The sequence below is a fragment of the Vibrio sp. 661 genome, assembly GCF_033339315.1.
In the GTDB taxonomy this organism is placed as follows: Bacteria; Pseudomonadota; Gammaproteobacteria; order Enterobacterales; family Vibrionaceae; genus Vibrio; species Vibrio alginolyticus.
The window spans coordinates 178,403-195,716 of record NZ_JAWOUJ010000002.1 but is presented as its reverse complement, the minus strand read 5'-3'; the positions used below and the strand labels follow the sequence as shown (position 1 = coordinate 195,716).

Annotated in this window: 15 protein-coding genes; 9 read left to right on the top strand and 6 right to left on the bottom strand. The window is 45.3% G+C overall.

All coding sequences use genetic code 11. The features are described from left to right. Positions 1-26: 26 nt before the first annotated feature. The 3 genes from R7P69_RS05180 to R7P69_RS05170 form a co-directional block, all read right to left on the bottom strand. Entirely contained in the window at positions 27-293 is a 267-nt protein-coding gene (locus R7P69_RS05180) for a hypothetical protein (protein ID WP_005373876.1), read from the bottom strand. A gap of 324 nt (positions 294-617) precedes the next feature. After that, complete coding sequence (locus R7P69_RS05175) at positions 618-3,776, bottom strand: efflux RND transporter permease subunit (RefSeq protein ID WP_238952762.1); 3,159 nt, start codon at positions 3,774-3,776, stop codon at positions 618-620. 13 nt (positions 3,777-3,789) lie between these two features. Then, on the bottom strand, positions 3,790-4,947 hold the full coding sequence (locus tag R7P69_RS05170; protein WP_176311433.1) for an efflux RND transporter periplasmic adaptor subunit: 1,158 nt from the start codon (positions 4,945-4,947) through the stop codon (positions 3,790-3,792). Positions 4,948-5,465: 518 nt separating this feature from the next. Between R7P69_RS05170 and R7P69_RS05165 the strand changes: the two genes are divergently transcribed. Together R7P69_RS05165 and R7P69_RS05160 are read left to right on the top strand one after the other, a co-directional pair. Next, the gene (locus R7P69_RS05165) at positions 5,466-6,983 is read left to right on the top strand and encodes a phospholipase D family protein (RefSeq protein WP_238952763.1); all 1,518 of its coding nucleotides are present in this window, start codon (positions 5,466-5,468) and stop codon (positions 6,981-6,983) included. A 90-nt stretch (positions 6,984-7,073) separates the two neighbouring features. Next, complete coding sequence (locus R7P69_RS05160; RefSeq protein WP_238952764.1) at positions 7,074-7,661, top strand: class I SAM-dependent methyltransferase; 588 nt, start codon at positions 7,074-7,076, stop codon at positions 7,659-7,661. A 54-nt stretch (positions 7,662-7,715) separates the two neighbouring features. On the opposite strand, the gene R7P69_RS05155 is transcribed toward R7P69_RS05160, so the two are convergent. Further along, complete coding sequence (locus R7P69_RS05155; protein WP_005373887.1) at positions 7,716-8,186, bottom strand: ASCH domain-containing protein; 471 nt, start codon at positions 8,184-8,186, stop codon at positions 7,716-7,718. Positions 8,187-8,386: 200 nt separating this feature from the next. On the opposite strand from R7P69_RS05155, the gene R7P69_RS05150 reads away from it, so the two are divergent. Both R7P69_RS05150 and R7P69_RS05145 read left to right on the top strand, forming a co-directional pair. After that, positions 8,387-9,232: a tetratricopeptide repeat protein gene (locus R7P69_RS05150; RefSeq protein WP_005373890.1), complete on the top strand. Its 846-nt coding sequence runs from the start codon at positions 8,387-8,389 to the stop codon at positions 9,230-9,232. 13 nt (positions 9,233-9,245) lie between these two features. Then, complete coding sequence (locus tag R7P69_RS05145; protein WP_005373896.1) at positions 9,246-9,641, top strand: DUF2391 family protein; 396 nt, start codon at positions 9,246-9,248, stop codon at positions 9,639-9,641. Positions 9,642-9,650: 9 nt separating this feature from the next. On the opposite strand, the gene soxR is transcribed toward R7P69_RS05145, so the two are convergent. Beyond that, the gene (soxR, locus tag R7P69_RS05140; RefSeq protein ID WP_005373898.1) at positions 9,651-10,085 is read right to left on the bottom strand and encodes a redox-sensitive transcriptional activator SoxR; all 435 of its coding nucleotides are present in this window, start codon (positions 10,083-10,085) and stop codon (positions 9,651-9,653) included. Between the two features lie 201 nt (positions 10,086-10,286). On the opposite strand from soxR, the gene R7P69_RS05135 reads away from it, so the two are divergent. The 5 genes from R7P69_RS05135 to fusA all read left to right on the top strand — a co-directional run bounded on the left by R7P69_RS05135 (position 10,287) and on the right by fusA (position 17,014). After that, entirely contained in the window at positions 10,287-11,495 is a 1,209-nt protein-coding gene (locus R7P69_RS05135) for an MFS transporter (RefSeq protein WP_054574533.1), read from the top strand. 170 nt (positions 11,496-11,665) lie between these two features. Further along, the gene (locus R7P69_RS05130) at positions 11,666-12,547 is read left to right on the top strand and encodes a LysR family transcriptional regulator (protein ID WP_005387199.1); all 882 of its coding nucleotides are present in this window, start codon (positions 11,666-11,668) and stop codon (positions 12,545-12,547) included. A 101-nt stretch (positions 12,548-12,648) separates the two neighbouring features. Continuing rightward, the gene (gene dgcN / locus R7P69_RS05125; RefSeq protein ID WP_213966693.1) at positions 12,649-13,653 is read left to right on the top strand and encodes an N-acetyltransferase DgcN; all 1,005 of its coding nucleotides are present in this window, start codon (positions 12,649-12,651) and stop codon (positions 13,651-13,653) included. 50 nt (positions 13,654-13,703) lie between these two features. Beyond that, the gene (gene dgcA, locus R7P69_RS05120; protein ID WP_064376185.1) at positions 13,704-14,696 is read left to right on the top strand and encodes an N-acetyl-D-Glu racemase DgcA; all 993 of its coding nucleotides are present in this window, start codon (positions 13,704-13,706) and stop codon (positions 14,694-14,696) included. Between the two features lie 293 nt (positions 14,697-14,989). Beyond that, complete coding sequence (fusA, locus tag R7P69_RS05115; RefSeq protein ID WP_238952765.1) at positions 14,990-17,014, top strand: elongation factor G; 2,025 nt, start codon at positions 14,990-14,992, stop codon at positions 17,012-17,014. A 75-nt stretch (positions 17,015-17,089) separates the two neighbouring features. Here the strand turns inward: fusA and R7P69_RS05110 are convergent, their stop codons facing one another. Continuing rightward, positions 17,090-17,284 carry a hypothetical protein gene (locus R7P69_RS05110; RefSeq protein WP_005373920.1) on the bottom strand — a complete coding sequence of 65 codons (195 nt, stop codon included), beginning with the start codon at positions 17,282-17,284 and terminating at the stop codon, positions 17,090-17,092. Between the last annotated feature and the right edge of the window lie 30 nt (positions 17,285-17,314).

Genomic DNA, 17,314 nt, shown 5'->3' with positions numbered 1-17,314 from the left:
CGTCTGTTAGTCTCTTTTAGCGGCGTTTATGACTTGCTTGCTTTCTCTTTGTGGCACGTTACCTTTACTAACTGTTCTTGCTCATCTTTAATGTTTTTCACGATACGCTCATCACGTGCGTGAATGGCATCCATGTTCATTTGCTGAATATCTGCTATAGCTTCATGTTTCATCTCAGAAAAGTCCTGACGTAAATCTGAGCTCCACTCCTCTTTGTCTAAAGTGTTAGCAGCAGCGATTGGTGATGACATTACAGCAATAAGACTTAGAGTAGATAGAAATACGCTTTTCATAATAAGCTCCTTGAGGATTAGCAGTTAATTTTAATTACAATTTATATATTGCACATACGATGCCAACTTTTATTTTGTTATTTTTCAATAACTTAAATCATGAGCCATATTCAGCGTTATCTTCGTCTGGTAAATTTCGCTAACCAAGTGTCAAATTAACCATGCGAATTCAATACATTAAAAACATACATATTATAAATGCTTTGTCAGGCAGTTTTCTCATCAGATAATTACGTAACTGCCCACTAAAAAATCGCTTTGAATCAAAATGCGGAAACAAAAAAGCAGCCCGAAGGCTGCTCCTAATCGTTAACATCAAGCTTGTTAACTCGATACGCTTGCTTCAACGCTCGACGTCACTGGCGACTTTCTGAAACGATTAATCAAACGATGGATAAACCTCTTAATCGATCTGAAAATATTTTTAATATCTTCAAGCATTAAATACAAACAAGGCACCAACACTAAAGTCAGAACCGTTGCGTACAACACTGCAAAGCCCAAAGCGACAGCCATCGGTATGACGAAACGCGCCTGCAAACTCGTTTCAAACATTATCGGCAATACACCCGCAAACGTCGTTATTGAGGTGAGCGTGATAGCTCGAAAACGAGCACAACCCGCCTCAACAACCGCTTGTTTGATGTTCATACCCTTTTCTCTCACTTGATTTACGTAATCTGTCATAACCAGAGAGTCGTTGATAACCACGCCAGCAGCGGCGATCAAACCAAATGTCGACATCATACTGATGTCTAAACCTAGCCAGAAATGGCCCCAAATCGCCCCCGTCAGACTAAACGGAATGACGGACATTACAATCAAAGGTTGGGTATAACTTTTTAACGGTACAGCTAACAAGATGTAGACGATGATCATGCCTGCAATAAAGAACAAAATCTGTTCATTACGCTGCGCAGCCTGCTCTTCAATATCACCGCCCAATTCTGTTTTCACAGTTGGGAAGGCTTGCTTCATGTCCGGTAAGATATTGTCGTCAATGACCTTCACGATTTCTTGAGGTTCAACCAATTCTTCGTCTATCGAACCATAGACATAAACGGTTTGATACCCGCCTTCACGTCGAATGCTACTCACGCCCGGCTGCTCATTGATCTTCACCACATCACCCAACATGACCTTCTTACCTGCTGGTGTTGTAATCACGGCGTAACGCAATGATGAGAATGCTTCACGCGTCAGTTGCGGGTAACGCACCATAACTTTAATTTCTTCACCATCACGAATAATGCGCTGTGCTTCGCCACCATAAAAGCTGCCACCAACTTGCTCTGCGATCATGGTGAGATCCAGACCGAGATCGTACGCTACAGGCGCAAGAGACAAGAGTACTTCTTTGCTTCCAGAATCAATAGAAGATGAAATATCATATAACCCTTCTTCCTGCTGTAAACGCTCTATCAAGTAACGCCCAGCCTCGTTGAGCTCATTGATGTTAGAACCAAACAACAAGTAGCCAAACTCATCCCTGTCACCACCACCCGCACTCTGCTCGCGGATTTTGATGCTCTTCATACCTGGAATAACAGGCATAGCTTCACGCCAACGTCGAGCCAGTTCAAATGTATTGAACGGGCGTAACTCTTCATCAACCAGAGGTACTAATACACGACCTTCGGTGCGGCTTCTGTTGTACGACAGCACATCACGAATCATTCCTTGACCATGTTCTGCAATGGTCTCAGATTCGATCTTTTGCATGACACGTTCAATAGTCTTGAGTGCACTGATTGTCTGCTCACTTGAAACGGTATCATTCATTTCAATAGTGATCGCAGGATAGTCAGTCGGCACTTTAGGGTTAGGGATCACCCGAACATAATTCGCGTTGATCAAAGCCGCGCTGATCAGCAGTAAACCACAGAACACCGCAAACACTGTCCAGCGCCAATGGGTGCACGTTGTTACAAAGTTACGATATGGACCATTTACAAAACCAAAAAAACGTTGGTTAAATCGGTCACGCCAGCCACCTGGTTTAACTGGCTTAAAATGGGTATGCGCCAAGTGCGCTGGTAGGATCAACTTTGATTCAATCAAACTGAAGATCAAACAAAGAATCACGACCCCCGCGATACCATAAAAGAAGGCACTATCAATACCGCTAGACAACAAGAAAGGGGCAAACACCGCAATTGTGGTTAACACACCGAAAGTGGCTGGTGTGGCAACACGTTTTACACCACGAACCACGTTTTCGACGCCACCGCCTTTTTCTTCAATTTCGCTGTAAGCGCTCTCTCCCATCACGATGGCGTCATCAACTACAATACCGAGCACCATGATGAAAGCGAACAGCGAGACGATGTTCACTGTAATACCCAAAGCTGGCATCATCATCACCGCACCAAGGAAACACACTGGTAAGCCGATCATTACCCACATAGCCAAGCGGAAACGTAGGAAAATGGTCAGCATAATCGCGACTAATGCAGCGCCTTGCAGCAAGTTTTTCAACATCATGTCGAGACGCCCATTTAAATAATAAGTCGTATCAACCAAGACTTTGAGCTTAACATCCTGCGGCAATGTCTTGTTTTTTGCTTCAATATAATTACGAACGGACTGTGCAACAGGGATAATGTTCTGGTCACGAGTTGCTTCAACAGACATGTAGATCGCATTTTGACCTGAGTATTCAAAGTAGCGCTCTTCTTCCGTAAAGCCATCTTTTATTGTGGCAATATCTTGCAACAGAACCTTTGCACCATTTGCGCCAAGCTTTACAGGAATATTTCTAAACTCATCACCACGGTAGTATTGGTTTTCAATCCTTACTGCAATCATCCCTGAGTTTGTTTTTACTTCGCCCGCAGAAAAGTTGGCTGAGTAACGGCTGATCGCGCTGCTGATATCGCTCAACGTCAGGTCGTATTTACGAAGAACAAGTGGGTCAACTTCAATCGCTATTTCTTCTTCTGGCGCACTCAGGTACACCAGCATGACGTTTTCTAACTGAAGTAATTCATCTTCGATTTGCTTAGCAATCGGTTTAAGCTCCTCGAGCGGTCGGTCCCCAACTAACCCCATTTCAATTACATCTTGGCGCCATTCAACTTGGTAGACATTGATTGGTTCCATACCCGCTGGTAAGTTAGACAAGGTATCAATACGTTGGTTTACATCATCCAAGACACGCTTGATATCGGCATTAACGTCTACCTCGATGGAAACATACGCGCTACCTCTAGAGGCCGTTGAGACTGCTTTTTTAATCCCGGTGACGTCTTTAATCGATTCCTCGACCTTAACGAGAATACTCTCTTCTATCTCTTGAGGAGAAGCGCCAGGATAAGTCGCGCGAACATCAATGTAGTTCACCTCAATATTCGGAAACATCTGCCTTTGAATAAAGAGAAAACTCACCACACCCATGATAATGATGAACATCATCAAAAGGTTGGCAGCGACGGGGTTATTCGCAAAATAGGCAATCAAGCCCTTTTGTTTAGTATCTTCCATGACAAACTCCTACTTACTGTACGACGGTTTCGGAGTCGTCACTCTTTTTTGCGATTTGTACCGCCATGCCTTTTTGAGGGTACTCTGGTAAGGTCAGTACCAACTTATCACTTTGCTCTAAACCTTCGCCCACCAGCAAAAACTCACCTTCTGCTCTCAAAACCGTGACGGTTCTGGGTTGAAGTTGATTATCGCCATTCACCACCCACACGGTACGGTTTTTAACTAATTCCTGTGGTAAGCGATAGATATGCTTAAGTTCCTTACCAGTGAAGCTCACTTCAACGTAGGAGCCGAATTTAATTGGAGGCTGCTGGTTATCGACACCGTATGGGTCCGCGATTTGAATGACCATGTTAATCATTCGGGTAGCGCTATCAATCATGCCTAAATCACGAACTACTCGACCTTCTCTAGTGGTAGAAAACACACCTTGCTGCGTCACTGTCGCAGTGAGTTCACCAATGGATTCGGGTAAAAATGCACTATCAAAACCGGCAATGGGTACGTGCACCTCTGCCACTTCGATGTTGTTTAACGTGGCAACTCGAGAACCAGATGTAACAAATTGACCAACACCAATATCACGCTCAACAACCAGCGCATCGTAAGGTGCAACGACTTTGCAATTTTCTAACTCTCTTTTTGCTCGTTTGAGTGCCGCTTGAGCCGACTTCACTTGGGCTTGTGCGCTCAAAACGTGAGGTTTGCGTAAATACAGATCCGTCACTTGCTTATCGCTCAGTCTCTTTGCCTGACGTTTTGCCACTTCGGCTTTCGCTTGTTCCTCAATCAAGTTTGCGCGTGCACTAGCTAAATCGGCTTCAGCTTGTAAAACCGACGCTTCATAGTTGTCACTTTCAATTGTGAAAAGAACCTCTCCTCGTTTCACGATGCCACCCGTTACAAAATTCGGGTGCCAACTTATCACTTCACCACTGACTTGCGCGGAAAGGTGTGTTTTTTCAAAAGGGACTAATTCACCGTGACTGGTAATCACCACTTTGTGATCAGTAGGAAAAAGAGAAGAAGCCTTAACAGTAGGTTCTGTAATTGCATCTTTGGTTGACTCTTTTTCCGGCGCAGTTGCGGCAATTGCTGCATATCCTGCATAAGAGCCTCCAACGACGACGAAGGGTAAAAGCCAACGTAATATGGGTTTTGCTAACATCGAAAATCCTTTTTTATTGTTGTTTTCAACACCACACTTTTATTCAGTCCATTGCTCCCGGTAAGCATGGTGGTGAGAGAATTGAATTTGAATAAACATCAAAGCGGCACTTGCCTAGTCTTTTAAGCAGCTAACTAGATAGTTATTGCCAATTCAAAGTTAATAAAATTAACAAAAAATTAACCAACTGCGCAAGTTGCTCTGACTTAACTTTTATTCTAAACAGCAAATGACATGCCAAGCATTTATTTATTAAAAATCATATGGTTATATAAAAAGCATTATTTTATCCAGTGTGCTATTGGTCATAATCACCAGATATTAGTGATTATGACCAATACGGCCATAATGATAATTAAAATAAATGATTATCTGCGCTCTAAAAGTTGAACTTAGTGCAGGCTCTATGGCAATTCATTGATTAATCGCTCGTTATCAAACGGTTCTGGGTGCATGTGGCGTCAGCTTAAGTCTATAATTTGGAGTAGGTAACACTCTGTAAGACAAGGAAATGTGCTTTGTTACAAACGCTCGCCAAGTTGCTCTTCCCCTCGCTGCTCACTATTTTATCGGCATGCTCATCCGTATCGTTGAATGACGCTAGTGAAAAGTCCACCGGCTTTCAGCTCGGTTATCAAAAGGATTCTGTTCTTGCGCAGTACTTTGAAGCTTACGGGAGAGACCCTAAGTCCATAACTGGCTTTGCACCGTTAAATCAGGGACACGATGCCCTTCTTGCTCGAACCTCTTTGATCGAGTCCGCCCAGAAAAGCCTTGATCTTCAATACTATATTTACCGTGGTGACGAAACGAGTCAGCTAATAACGTGGCGCTTGTATGAAGCGGCAAAGCGTGGTGTTCGAGTAAGGCTGTTGCTTGACGATATGCAAAAGCGAAACGACGATGTGATGGCTGCCCTCAATGCACATCCTAATATAGAAATCCGCTTATTTAACCCGCATCAGTATCGCGACTCCCGTTGGTTCGCTCTTGCTAGCGATTTTGAACGCCTTAATCGTCGTATGCACAATAAGTCTCTGATTGCAGACAGTGTTTCCGCCATTGTCGGAGGTAGAAATATCGGCAATGAATACTTCTCTTTTGAATCGCAAGTTGAGTTTGGTGATTTTGATCTTCTGCTCTATGGTGAGGCGGTACAACAAACTGCCGATCAGTTCGACCTCTACTGGAATAGCGCCTATTCGATACCAATGGAATGGATTACACCGAATTCACAGCAAATTACCGACCAAGCGATTCAAAAGCAGGTCAATAAACTCCGGTTAGAGGAAAAGTTTTCAACCGGCCGCTATGACTTCACTCAACTGGATATGTACCAAGATCTAAAACAAGGCAAACTCAAGCTCTACTGGGGAGAAGCGAAAGTATGGTTTGATCTGCCCGATAAAGTCGCGACCCGAGAGAGCCAACTTATTGATAATTTAACGGAGCTGGTTAAAAGTGTTGAGGATTCATTTGTGCTCATCTCTCCCTATTTCGTTCCAACTGAAGTAGGTACTCAAGCATTAAGTAACGCGGCCAAGCGAGGCGTTGATATCACGATTGTGACCAATAGCCTCGCGTCTAACGATGTGTTTGCCGTGCATGGTTGGTACGCAAAATATCGAAAAGATCTACTCGAAGCTGGAATAAAGCTTTGGGAAGTAAAAGCGAGCGCGAAACTCAAAAGTAAGTGGAGCCTCACGGGGAGTAGCAGAGCAAGTTTACACGCTAAAGCAATGACGATTGATAACAAAACACTTTTCGTTGGTTCGATGAACTGGGACCCACGTTCGGCCGCTTTGAATACCGAAATGGCCGTTGTTATCGAACAGCCAGAATATGTGCAAATGTTTCTAGAACAACTGCCGAGTCAACTGTCGAGTAACGCCTATGCCTTAACTCTGCGCGACGGGGACATTGTCTGGACCGACGTAAAAACAGGCGAAGAATACGACTCCGAACCAGAAGCAGGAGTATGGCGAAAAATGGGCGCTTGGTTCTCCGGAATATTACCGATTGAAGATCAGCTATAACAGCTGCCAATACTGCAAACCTCCCCAGTCAAGCAAAACAAAATGGACGCTAGTTTTGGGCAGTGGACACAACCAACATAAGGAAGTTCAATGCCAGCGCAATGGAATGAATACTATCAGAAAATTTTAAGCCAACCTCACCGCCCAAACGTGGAGAATGCCGTAAACCGACTTAAGATAGAAGGCAAAGTCGCTCTCGATATTGGCTGCGGAATAGGTCGAGACAGCCACTTTCTCCTCGAACAGCGATTTAAGGTTCACGCATGTGATAGCAATAAAGATGCAGTAAAAACTTGTTTAACACGCTTTGAAGGTAATAAGCGATTTTCAGTTTCGCAGTGCTGTTTTACTGAATTTAATTACCCTCAGTGCAGCTTGGTTATCGCAAATGCCAGTTTGTTCTTTTGCCCTGACACAGGCTTCAAACAAGTCTGGACAAAAATAGACAGCGCATTACAACCGGGCGGTATCTTCTGCGGCGATTTCTTGGGAGTGAAAGACTCGTGGGTTACCTCCGAAATGCATCCAAACATTACCGCATTAACAAAAAAGGAAGTGGAAAGCTTATTCGAGGGTTACGACCTCATTTCATTGCATGAAAGAGATGAAGACGGGACCACTGTAGTAGGAAGCCAAAAACATTGGCATATGTTTAGTGTGACCGCTCGAAAGCGCTAAAAATGGTCTCTCAATAAAGAAAGCAGCACTTCAAATCAGTGCTGCTATCAGAGATTAATTGACGGGATACACCACTTCAAAACGCTCTAAAACCAGCGTACGTTTCTCATGCCAATCGATGTTCAACTCATCGCATTCAGCTTTAAAAAATGCAGTATGAGCATCACGCCACCAGTTTAAGGTTCTATCACCTTCGCCTTCTGCGAAGGCAAACTCTGCGGTTACATCCTCATATTTGCATGTACTTACGTCAGTAATTCGTATCACGCAAACCGGGTCCCCATCCCAATTCGTCACTACTTGTAAATGACCGACTTGGGGCATGGTTTCACCATGTTCTCGATACCAAAGCTCCAAACTGCACGATGCAGTTTTCTGTCCAATACGAACCAAATCTGCGCATACATTCGCGTTGTATTCATCGGCACAATAATAGTCAGCACTGACTGATGGTACAGCTTCCCTTTGTTCTGGTGATAATAGTTCTAGGAATTGTTCTAAGTAATCCTTAGCTCGCGCGTCCATGCTCACTCCATTAATCATAAATTCGCAAGGAGGATAAAAGATATCACAACAAATAACCACCAGGAACAAGCTGAAAAACAACAAGAATATGACTTCTACGTAGACGACTGTTATTTCTTTTGTAATAACTTTGCTAAACGTTTGTGCTATTTGCTATTGTTGCATGGTCTATCTGTACTCTTCTCGTGAAAGGACGTTATATGCGCTTATTTATTGGTATTTTTTTCTCGCTGATACTTGCCTTGCCAACAATGGCATCGGAGGAAAAGTATTCAGAATCGGATCTGTTAGATAGACCATTAATGGAACGCTATATTTTAGATGAACTAAAAGCGCTGCGTCAGGACTATCAAAGCCTAGAAAAGCGAATGATCACAGAGATCACCGATCGCGAGCTAACGGTCGCAGATAAATCGTTGAACTATGCCAACGTGACCGTTACATACTTCTTCTACATCATTGCTGGTGTCGCATCGCTGATTGCCTTTGTCGGATGGCAATCTCTGCGTGAGTTTAAACACAACACCAAAGAGATGGCTGATAAACGATTGGAGAAGATCGCCCAAGAATACGAGAAAAAGTTTGTCGCCCTTGAGCGAGATTTAAAACGCAAAACTCGCATTATCAGTGAAAACAACAAAGAAATTGAGAAAATCAACGAGATCCATAACTTATGGCTACGTGCACAAAGCTCTCAAACTCCAGAGCAACGTATCGAAATCTATGATGAAATCTTGTTAATTCGTCCAGGTGATTTAGAAGCGTTGACGTACAAAGCCGACGCAGCGATGGAAATCAACGAATACCATTGGGCACTTAGCATTTGTAACCGCGTACTTGAAGTCGATTACACCAACGGCCCTGCACTGTATCAACGCGCGTGTGCATACTCTCGCCTTGGTATCGAAGAGCAAGCTATTGAAGACTTGGAACGCGCAATTGAATACAGCCCATCCATTCGTGATTTACTTGCTGAAGAACGAGACCTCGAATTGCTGCACGGTAATGAGCGTTTTGAAAAGCTCTTACATCTAGCAAGCGAATAATGGAATAAACAGCATGAGCAGCCACTTTAATCTAGAAGACGCTAGCCAAGTATTGGTTGGCGCTTTTGCCCTAGCAGTCCCGATCTCATTTTCGGAGGAAGCGTGGCGATTGGGTGAGAGCCTACCAATGGCAAACTTGCTCATGCTGTTAAGTCTTTCTGTCATTTTCCTCAGTTTTTTCGCGTATCAAAGCGTGTTTCAAAGCCACATCAAGAATCGCGTATCCATCTTTATTTTTCGTGTGGTTATCGCGTACCTCATTGCGGCCGTTGTGGTAGCGTTAGTTCTTTTCTGTCTTGATAAGCTGCCACTCATGAATGAGCCTTTGGTTGCGATAAAGCGCGTTATCGTCATCACAATGCCTGCTTCGATGGGCGCGATCGTAGTCGACAGTTTCGACAAAGAATAGAGATAATCGCTACTCTTCTTCTAACGTTAAGTTCGACCCCGAGTGGTCTTTCCCTAATACATCTTCTGGGTTTCGCAGTGCGCAGGTTTCTAACGACAAGCACCCGCAGCCAATGCATCCTCCTAAATCGTTTTGCAACGCTTTAAGTTTTTGAATCTTTTGTTCTAACTGTTCATGCCAATGGCTTGCCATTTCTTCCCATTGCGCTTTGTTAGGGGCTTGGTGTTTCGGCAGTTCATCTAACGCATGTTTAATTTCTTCTAACGACAACCCAACTTGCTGCGCTGCTTTGATCACCGCAACACGGCGCAACACACTGCGATGGTAGCGACGCTGATTACCTTGATTTCTCCAGCTCGAAATCAGTCCTTTTTGCTCGTAAAAATGTAGGGCAGATACTTTCACTCCAGAACGTTTTGCCACTTCTCCTACGCTGATTTCCATCCTTGACTCCCTGCGTATCAATTTTGTTAAAAAAATGCTTTACCTCAAGTTTACTTGAGGTTTTAAAGTTGCACCATCTTAATTAACGCTAAACCCCGGCGATCTCAAGATAATGTGTTCAGCGCGAACGACTTGGTTGTTAACCACAAGACAGTTGGACATCAACCTTTTGAAATCCATCGGGAGTTAGAGGCAAACATAATGAAAAATAAAACTCAGCCGTACTTAGCTGGCCGCTTCTTCGACAGTATCTCCTCTGGCTTATTCATGATGGCGCTGCCATGGGTCATGCTTTCCGAACCTAACATGGGCACTTTCGTAGCTTTAGTTTCTCTGAGCTGCACCGCGATTTCTTTTCTAGCAACGCCTTTCTTTTCCACTTTAATTGACCGACATTCACGCAAAGTACTACTCGTGCTCAATCAATGGTTTCAATCGGGTATGGCTTTGGTGGTGTTCATTGCTTATTGGTTAGGGTTTGAGTCACACTGGTTGCTGGCTTTTGCGCAATTGGTGTATTGGGTTTCGAGTAATTTTGCATGGACGACCAACAATGCCTTCACCCAAGAAAATTATCAGCACCATGAGTATGCGAAAATTTCGGGTCAGCAAGAAATTGTAATGCAATCCACGACCCTCGGAGCTGGCGCGTTGGGTATTGTTTTGCTTGAAGTGTGGGGCATGAAAGAGTTTGCTTTGTTTGCGGCCAGCGCCTCTGCGTTAGCAGCGATGTTCTATATTCTGACGCCTTATACTCAACAATTAAGGGCATCAAAATCCGTTGCTTTCATCGCGCAACTCAAAGAGAGCAAACAAATATTCCGTCTCGAACCCCGATTTTATGGCTTTATTCTGCTCTCTTGCCTCTCTTATCCTGCATTGACGTATTTGAGCAAACTGGTGCCGATTTGGTTTTCTGAACAAGGCATCTCTGGCGATTGGTTTGCAGGGTTCAACATCAGTTTTGGCCTCGGCTCGTTGCTAACCGGCTTTATTGTCACCAAAGTGCTAAACCGTGCCTCCCATAGCCACATTATGTTCGCTTCGATGGTTATGGTCTCTTTTGCGCTTATCGGAATGAGTTTTACGATGAGCCCGCAGATCATCTTGTTGTTTACGGCGCTGTTTGGCGTATTTAACGCGCTAAATCGCATTGCGAGAGTCAACTGGATGCATCACACCGTAGCGGTTCATCAACGAGGTCGCGTCGATGGCGGCATCAGCATGTTTGCCACCACCATTCAATCTCTCAGTTACGTCCTGATTGCAATATTGAGTCATTACGAACTAACACAATACGGTTTTGCAATCGCAGCTGCTGTCATGGTGTTAGCAGTGATTTTAATGGGATTACTCAGCCGAGACGTCGAGCCGTTTAACGACCTGCCCCTTCATGCAGCAGCAAAGTGAAGCATAGAAATTGAGAAGTTGGGAAATTGAGAAGTTGAGAAATTGAAAAAGCGAGATAGGAAGGCAACCAACATCGTCTTCCTATTTTTTACGCCAGCACTTTTACCTCTATCGCTTATCAGCAAGGTTGGGTATTCTGAGGTGACCAACATGAGCAGAGGGAAATCTCAGTGAACTTAAGGCAATTAGAAGTCTTTTACGCCATTATGCAAGCAGGAACGGTGTCAGGCGCGGCTCGCTTACTGCACGTTTCCCAACCTAATGTCACTCGAGTTCTCGCCCATACAGAACAACAACTGAGCTTCGCTTTATTTGAGCGTGTAAAGGGCCGTCTCGTTCCAACTCAAGAAGCCAAAGCCTTATTGCCAGAGGCTGAAAAAGTCTATCAACAACTCGGACAATTTCGCTCTCTGACCAACAAAGTCAAACAGGGAACTCAACATTTACGAGTTGGTGCTCCGCCTGTTTTGGCCGCACACTTGTTAGCGCCGACTGTCGCGTTGTTGTCGAAAGAGCACAGCATCTCCTTTGAGCTCTTAACGGCCAATCGCGATGAGCTGTGCTCAGGATTACTGAAACATGAACTGGATGTCGCCATTGCGTTCGGTGAAGAAACACCACCAGCGATCATGGGGCACGTGTTATTGAAAGAAAACTTAGCACTGATCGCTCCTAAAAGCGCAGCGATACCCGCAGAAAAAACCGTCATTTTAGAAGAACTCATCAGTCACGATTTACCCATTATCGGTTTAGATAGCCGAGACCCTCTGGGCTTATTGCTGCATCAAACCTTATCAGCGCGTGACGAGCATTATCAACATGCCATTACCGTCCGCAGCTACTCCGCGGCGGCTGAACTGGTGAAAAACGAAGCAGGATTCGCGATTGTAGACCCTTGGACTGCAAAACAATATCGCCAAGATAATGCCGTTTCCGTGCATGCTTTGGAGCCAAATATGTCCTTCTCTGTCTCTATTTTATTCGCAGAGCACACACCTCAATCCATTGCGACAAAGCAATTTATCACCGCCCTAAAACAACAGATGGTTTAAAGGTATAACCTGAAGTTATACCTGCCTAACAAATAAGCATTCGGTTTCCTAAATCAGTCTGGCTACATTAATGAGCAATAACGATGACGAAGGGAACCATCATGCAAATTGCTCAACCTTACCTACTTTTTCTTGGCGATGTAACCGATCCACTCGCAGCAAAAACCGCGCGTGGCATATATCAATGGCGACCTGAGATTTGTCTTGGCCAAATCCGCCTGACGCCAGAAACCGTATCGCTTGGTTTAACCGACATGACACTACAACAAGCGCAGCAGCAAGGAGCAAAAACGCTGGTGCTTGGCACTGCAAATCCAGGAGGCGTCATTCCCGAAGCTTGGCAAGCAACCTTACTTGAAGCGGCAGAGATGGGATTTGAAATTGCATCGGGCATGCACCAACGTTTGGCGGAATTTGCTCCCCTTGCCGATCTAGAACAACGCGGATTAACCAAACTGTATGATGTTCGCCATTATGATGCCCCGCTCAAGGTCGGCAATGGCAAAGCTCGCGCAGGCAAGCGAGTACTTACTGTAGGGACAGATTGCTCCGTTGGCAAAATGTACTCTGCCCTTGCCATTGAGCATGCATTGAAGCGTAAAAACTGTCGTGCAGAGTTCAAAGCAACGGGTCAAACCGGAATTCTCATCGCAGGCAGTGGCATTTCGATTGATGCTGTAGTTGCCGATTTTATCTCCGGCGCAGTAGAAGCGATCAGCCCTGAGTTCACCGATCACGATTGGGATATCATCGAAGGGCAAGGTTCATTGTTTAACCCTTCGTTTGCTGGCGTAAGTTTGGGCTTACTTCACGGCGCACAAGCTGACGCTCTGATACTGTGCCATGAGATTGGTCGACCACACATCCGGAACTTACCACATGTGAGCTTGCCAACCATTGAACAAACGATAGAAGCGAATCTGGCCGCTGCTCGCCTAACAAATCCAAACGCTCAATTAGTGGGTATTTGCTTAAACACTTCTGCGCTCAGCGAAGAAGATGCAGCCCAGTTATGCCAGGATTGGAGCGACAAATACCAAGTGCCCGTCACCGACCCTGTACGTTTTGGCGTTGATGCGGTTGCAGATAGGCTCCTTACAATTTAAGAAACATTTACGGTTTAGAAAATAACTGCGGTTTAGGGAAAACTAGTGAGATGAAAATTCATGTAGAACCTGTCACGATTGCCATGGCGACACCATTTCGCATCTCTCGCGGCAGTCGGACAGAGTGCCACGTAGTCCGCGTGACAATTGAACATCGAGGCATGACCGCCCAAGGTGAATGCACGCCATACCCTCGTTATGGTGAATCGGTTGAATCGGTGATTAAGGCGATTTCTCACGCCGCGCATGAACTGCAAAGTTTGTATGCCAAAGGCGAAGCTGATGTCATGGTTCTCAAAAGCCAGCTTCAATCGTTATTACCCGCAGGGGCGGCAAGAAATGCATTGGATTGCGCCCTTTGGCATCTTCACGCGCTTTTGAGCCAAAAGCAGCAGGTTCACGACCTCTTTACGTTACCCGAGGCGATTGTGACGGCGATGACGGTTTCTATCGACACGCCGCAAGCGATGGCAAAACAGGCACAAGCTTACCTTAGCCAAGGCGCAAAACTGCTAAAGGTAAAACTGGATGGTGAAAACGTGATTGAGCGCGTTGCAGCAGTACGCGATGCCGCGCCGCACGCACAAATTGTCTTAGATGCGAATGAAGCGTGGCAAAACCTCGACCTCGCGACGGTATTTGCTCAACTCGAACCGTTTAATATCACCATGATCGAGCAACCGTTGCCACAAGACTGCGACGACGTACTCGCCAGCATTCCACACCCCATTCCACTTTGCGCCGATGAAAGTTGTCACACCAGAGAGCAATTGCATCAACTGCTTGGCAAATACGAGATGGTGAACATTAAGCTAGATAAAACTGGCGGGCTCACTGAAGCACTATTATTAGCCGACGACGCCCAAAAACTCGGTTTTAGCCTCATGTCCGGTTGTATGTTGGGGACGTCGCTGGCGATGCGAGCCGCGTTACCCATTGCTGCTCAGGCGAGCGTTGTCGATCTTGATGGCCCGGTGTTACTAGGACAAGATGTAACGCCAAGCTTGGTTTATCGCGACGGCGAAATCGTTCTTTCCAAATAGCCTAAACAATCCAGAGGTTTTACTCCAAAAGTCAGAACCTCTGAGTTTATGATCTCGATAAAAAAACAATCAGCCCCATCATGAAATAAGTCACATAAATTATATGGTTATTGAGGCATGCTAAGATTCCAGTAGTCCAAGAAGGTGATCTTATGCATCGAGTCATCCGGAAAATGACGTGGAAAACGAATAGGCGGTAATCCCGCCCTACTCCAATGCAGTGCGTGGGTTTCTATAACAACCCACTTCCTAGCAATTCGTAGGTTTTTCACGCCATCTTGCAAGGAGGCTCTATGCCTATCAATAAAATACGCAATATCGCTTTTGTCGGTCAAACCGGGACCGGTAAAACCACACTGATAGAAAAACTGCTCTTCACCTGCGATGCCACCCACCATTTAGGCAGCGTAGAAAAAGGCGATACTGTTACCGACTTCGACCCTCAATCCATCCAATATCAACACAGTATTGAAGCAACGCCAGTCGCACTGCGCTGGAATAAACACCGGCTCAATATCATCGACACTCCGGGACAAAACGAGTTACTTGGCCGTACTATCAGCGTTTTTCCTGCCGTTGAAACATCCGCCCTTGTCATCGACCCTCAAACACCGCTTAACCAAACTTCCGATCGCTTATTCACCTTTGCAAAAGAGCAGCAAAAATGTCAGATGATCATCATCAATAAGCTCGATAACCACGGTAATCAGTTAGAGAGATTGATGGAGAACATCGTTGAGCATTTTGGTGACCACTGCTTGCCGATCAACTTACCTTCGACTGACGGGGAATCTGTAGTTGACTGCTATTTCGAACCAGAATTGGGACGAGAAACCTTACTTGCAACGTTAGATGAAGCTCATGAGACCTTGATTGACCAAGTTATCGAAGTCGATGAAGAACTAATGGAACTGTATCTGGAACAAGGCTCCGAACTCACCGCAGAGCAACTGCATGATCCGTTTGAAGAAGCACTAAGAACTGGACATGTGATTCCGGTCTGTTTTGTCTCAGCACAAACCGGCACAGGCGTCGAGTTGCTGCTGCGCACCTTGGCGGAGATCATGCCCATGCCAAACGAGGGTAACCCTCCTCAACTGGAAAAGAACGGCAAAAAAATCAAAGTAAATTGCGAAACCTTAGAGCACACCGTCGCACACGTGTACAAAGTCAGCGTCGACCCATATATGGGAAAACTTGCCTACTTACGTGTGTATCAGGGGGAAATCAATGCGGGCAGCCAGCTTTATATTGGCGAAAGCAACAAGGCATTTAAAGTTGGGCACTTATATCAACTGCAGGGCAAAGATAGAACCGAGATCCCTCGCGCGCTTGCGGGCGACTTCTGCGTTTTAGCCAAAGTGGATGATCTCGAATTCGATTCAATCGTTCATGACTCTCACGAAGAAGATGGTGTTCAACTCAAAACGTTGGACCTTCCTGACTCCATGTATTCTTTGTGCTTGAAGCCTCTTAAGCGTGGAGATGAGCAAAAATTAGGAGATGTGCTGAATAAAATTGCCAGTGAAGACCCTTCTCTGCGCATCGAACATCGCGCTCGCACCAACGAAACCATCATCAGCGGCCAAGGGGAGTTTCACCTCAAAGTCGCATTAGAAAAGATGGCGAACGTGTACAAACTGGACGTCGAAACCTGCCAACCAAGCGTCGAATACTTTGAAACCATCACCAAACCTGCCGAAGGGCATTATCGACACAAAAAACAAAGTGGCGGTGCAGGCCAGTTTGGTGAAGTGCAATTGAAGGTTCGTCCACTCGAACGTGGTGCCGGATTTAAGTTCATCAACAAAGTGGTGGGTGGCGCCATTCCAACCGCGCTCATTCCTGCTGTAGAAAAAGGTATTTTGCAAGCGTTAGAGGAAGGCGCGATTTCTGGCAACCCAATTAAGGATGTGGAAGTCACCGTTTATGACGGTAAATATCACTCCGTCGATTCGAAAGAAATTGCGTTTGTCATCGCAGGTAAGAAAGCCTTTTTAGATGCGATTAACAACGCAGATCCTATTGTGCTAGAACCCATTGTCCAGATGGAACTGCACATCCCAACCGCGAACGTTGGCGATGTTTCTGGAGATTTATCTGGAAACCGAGGCTTAATCGAAGGCACCGAGCCAATCGACAGCAGCTTCACCTTACTCAGAGCCAAGTCACCTGTAAACGAGCTGCAAGATTACGCTCGTCGATTACGCTCTATCACTGGTGGTGAAGGCAGCTTTAGTATGACCTTAAGCCATTACGAGCCTGCGCCACCAGCAGTGCAAAAACAGGTCTGCCAAGGCAGTACACAACAAGGTTAATTCCCTAAGATTCAAATCAATCACATAAACAAAAAAGCGCCCTCATTTTGAGGGCGCTTTTAGGTAAAAGAAAAATTATTTATCGAGAGACAAACCTATCTGACTGATTTTGCTTTCAAACTCTTCGATGCTGTTCGCTTTGTAAGTCGGAGCACCGTTAAAGTAGCGCGGTTTCTCTGGCAGCATCGCATTTTTCAGCTCTTGTTCTTGATCGATATTGTCATGGTAAACCGTTACACGATTTGGAATATCCTGCTTCATTACAGCCATTTTGGTTCTCCTTTATTAAGACGAATAGTA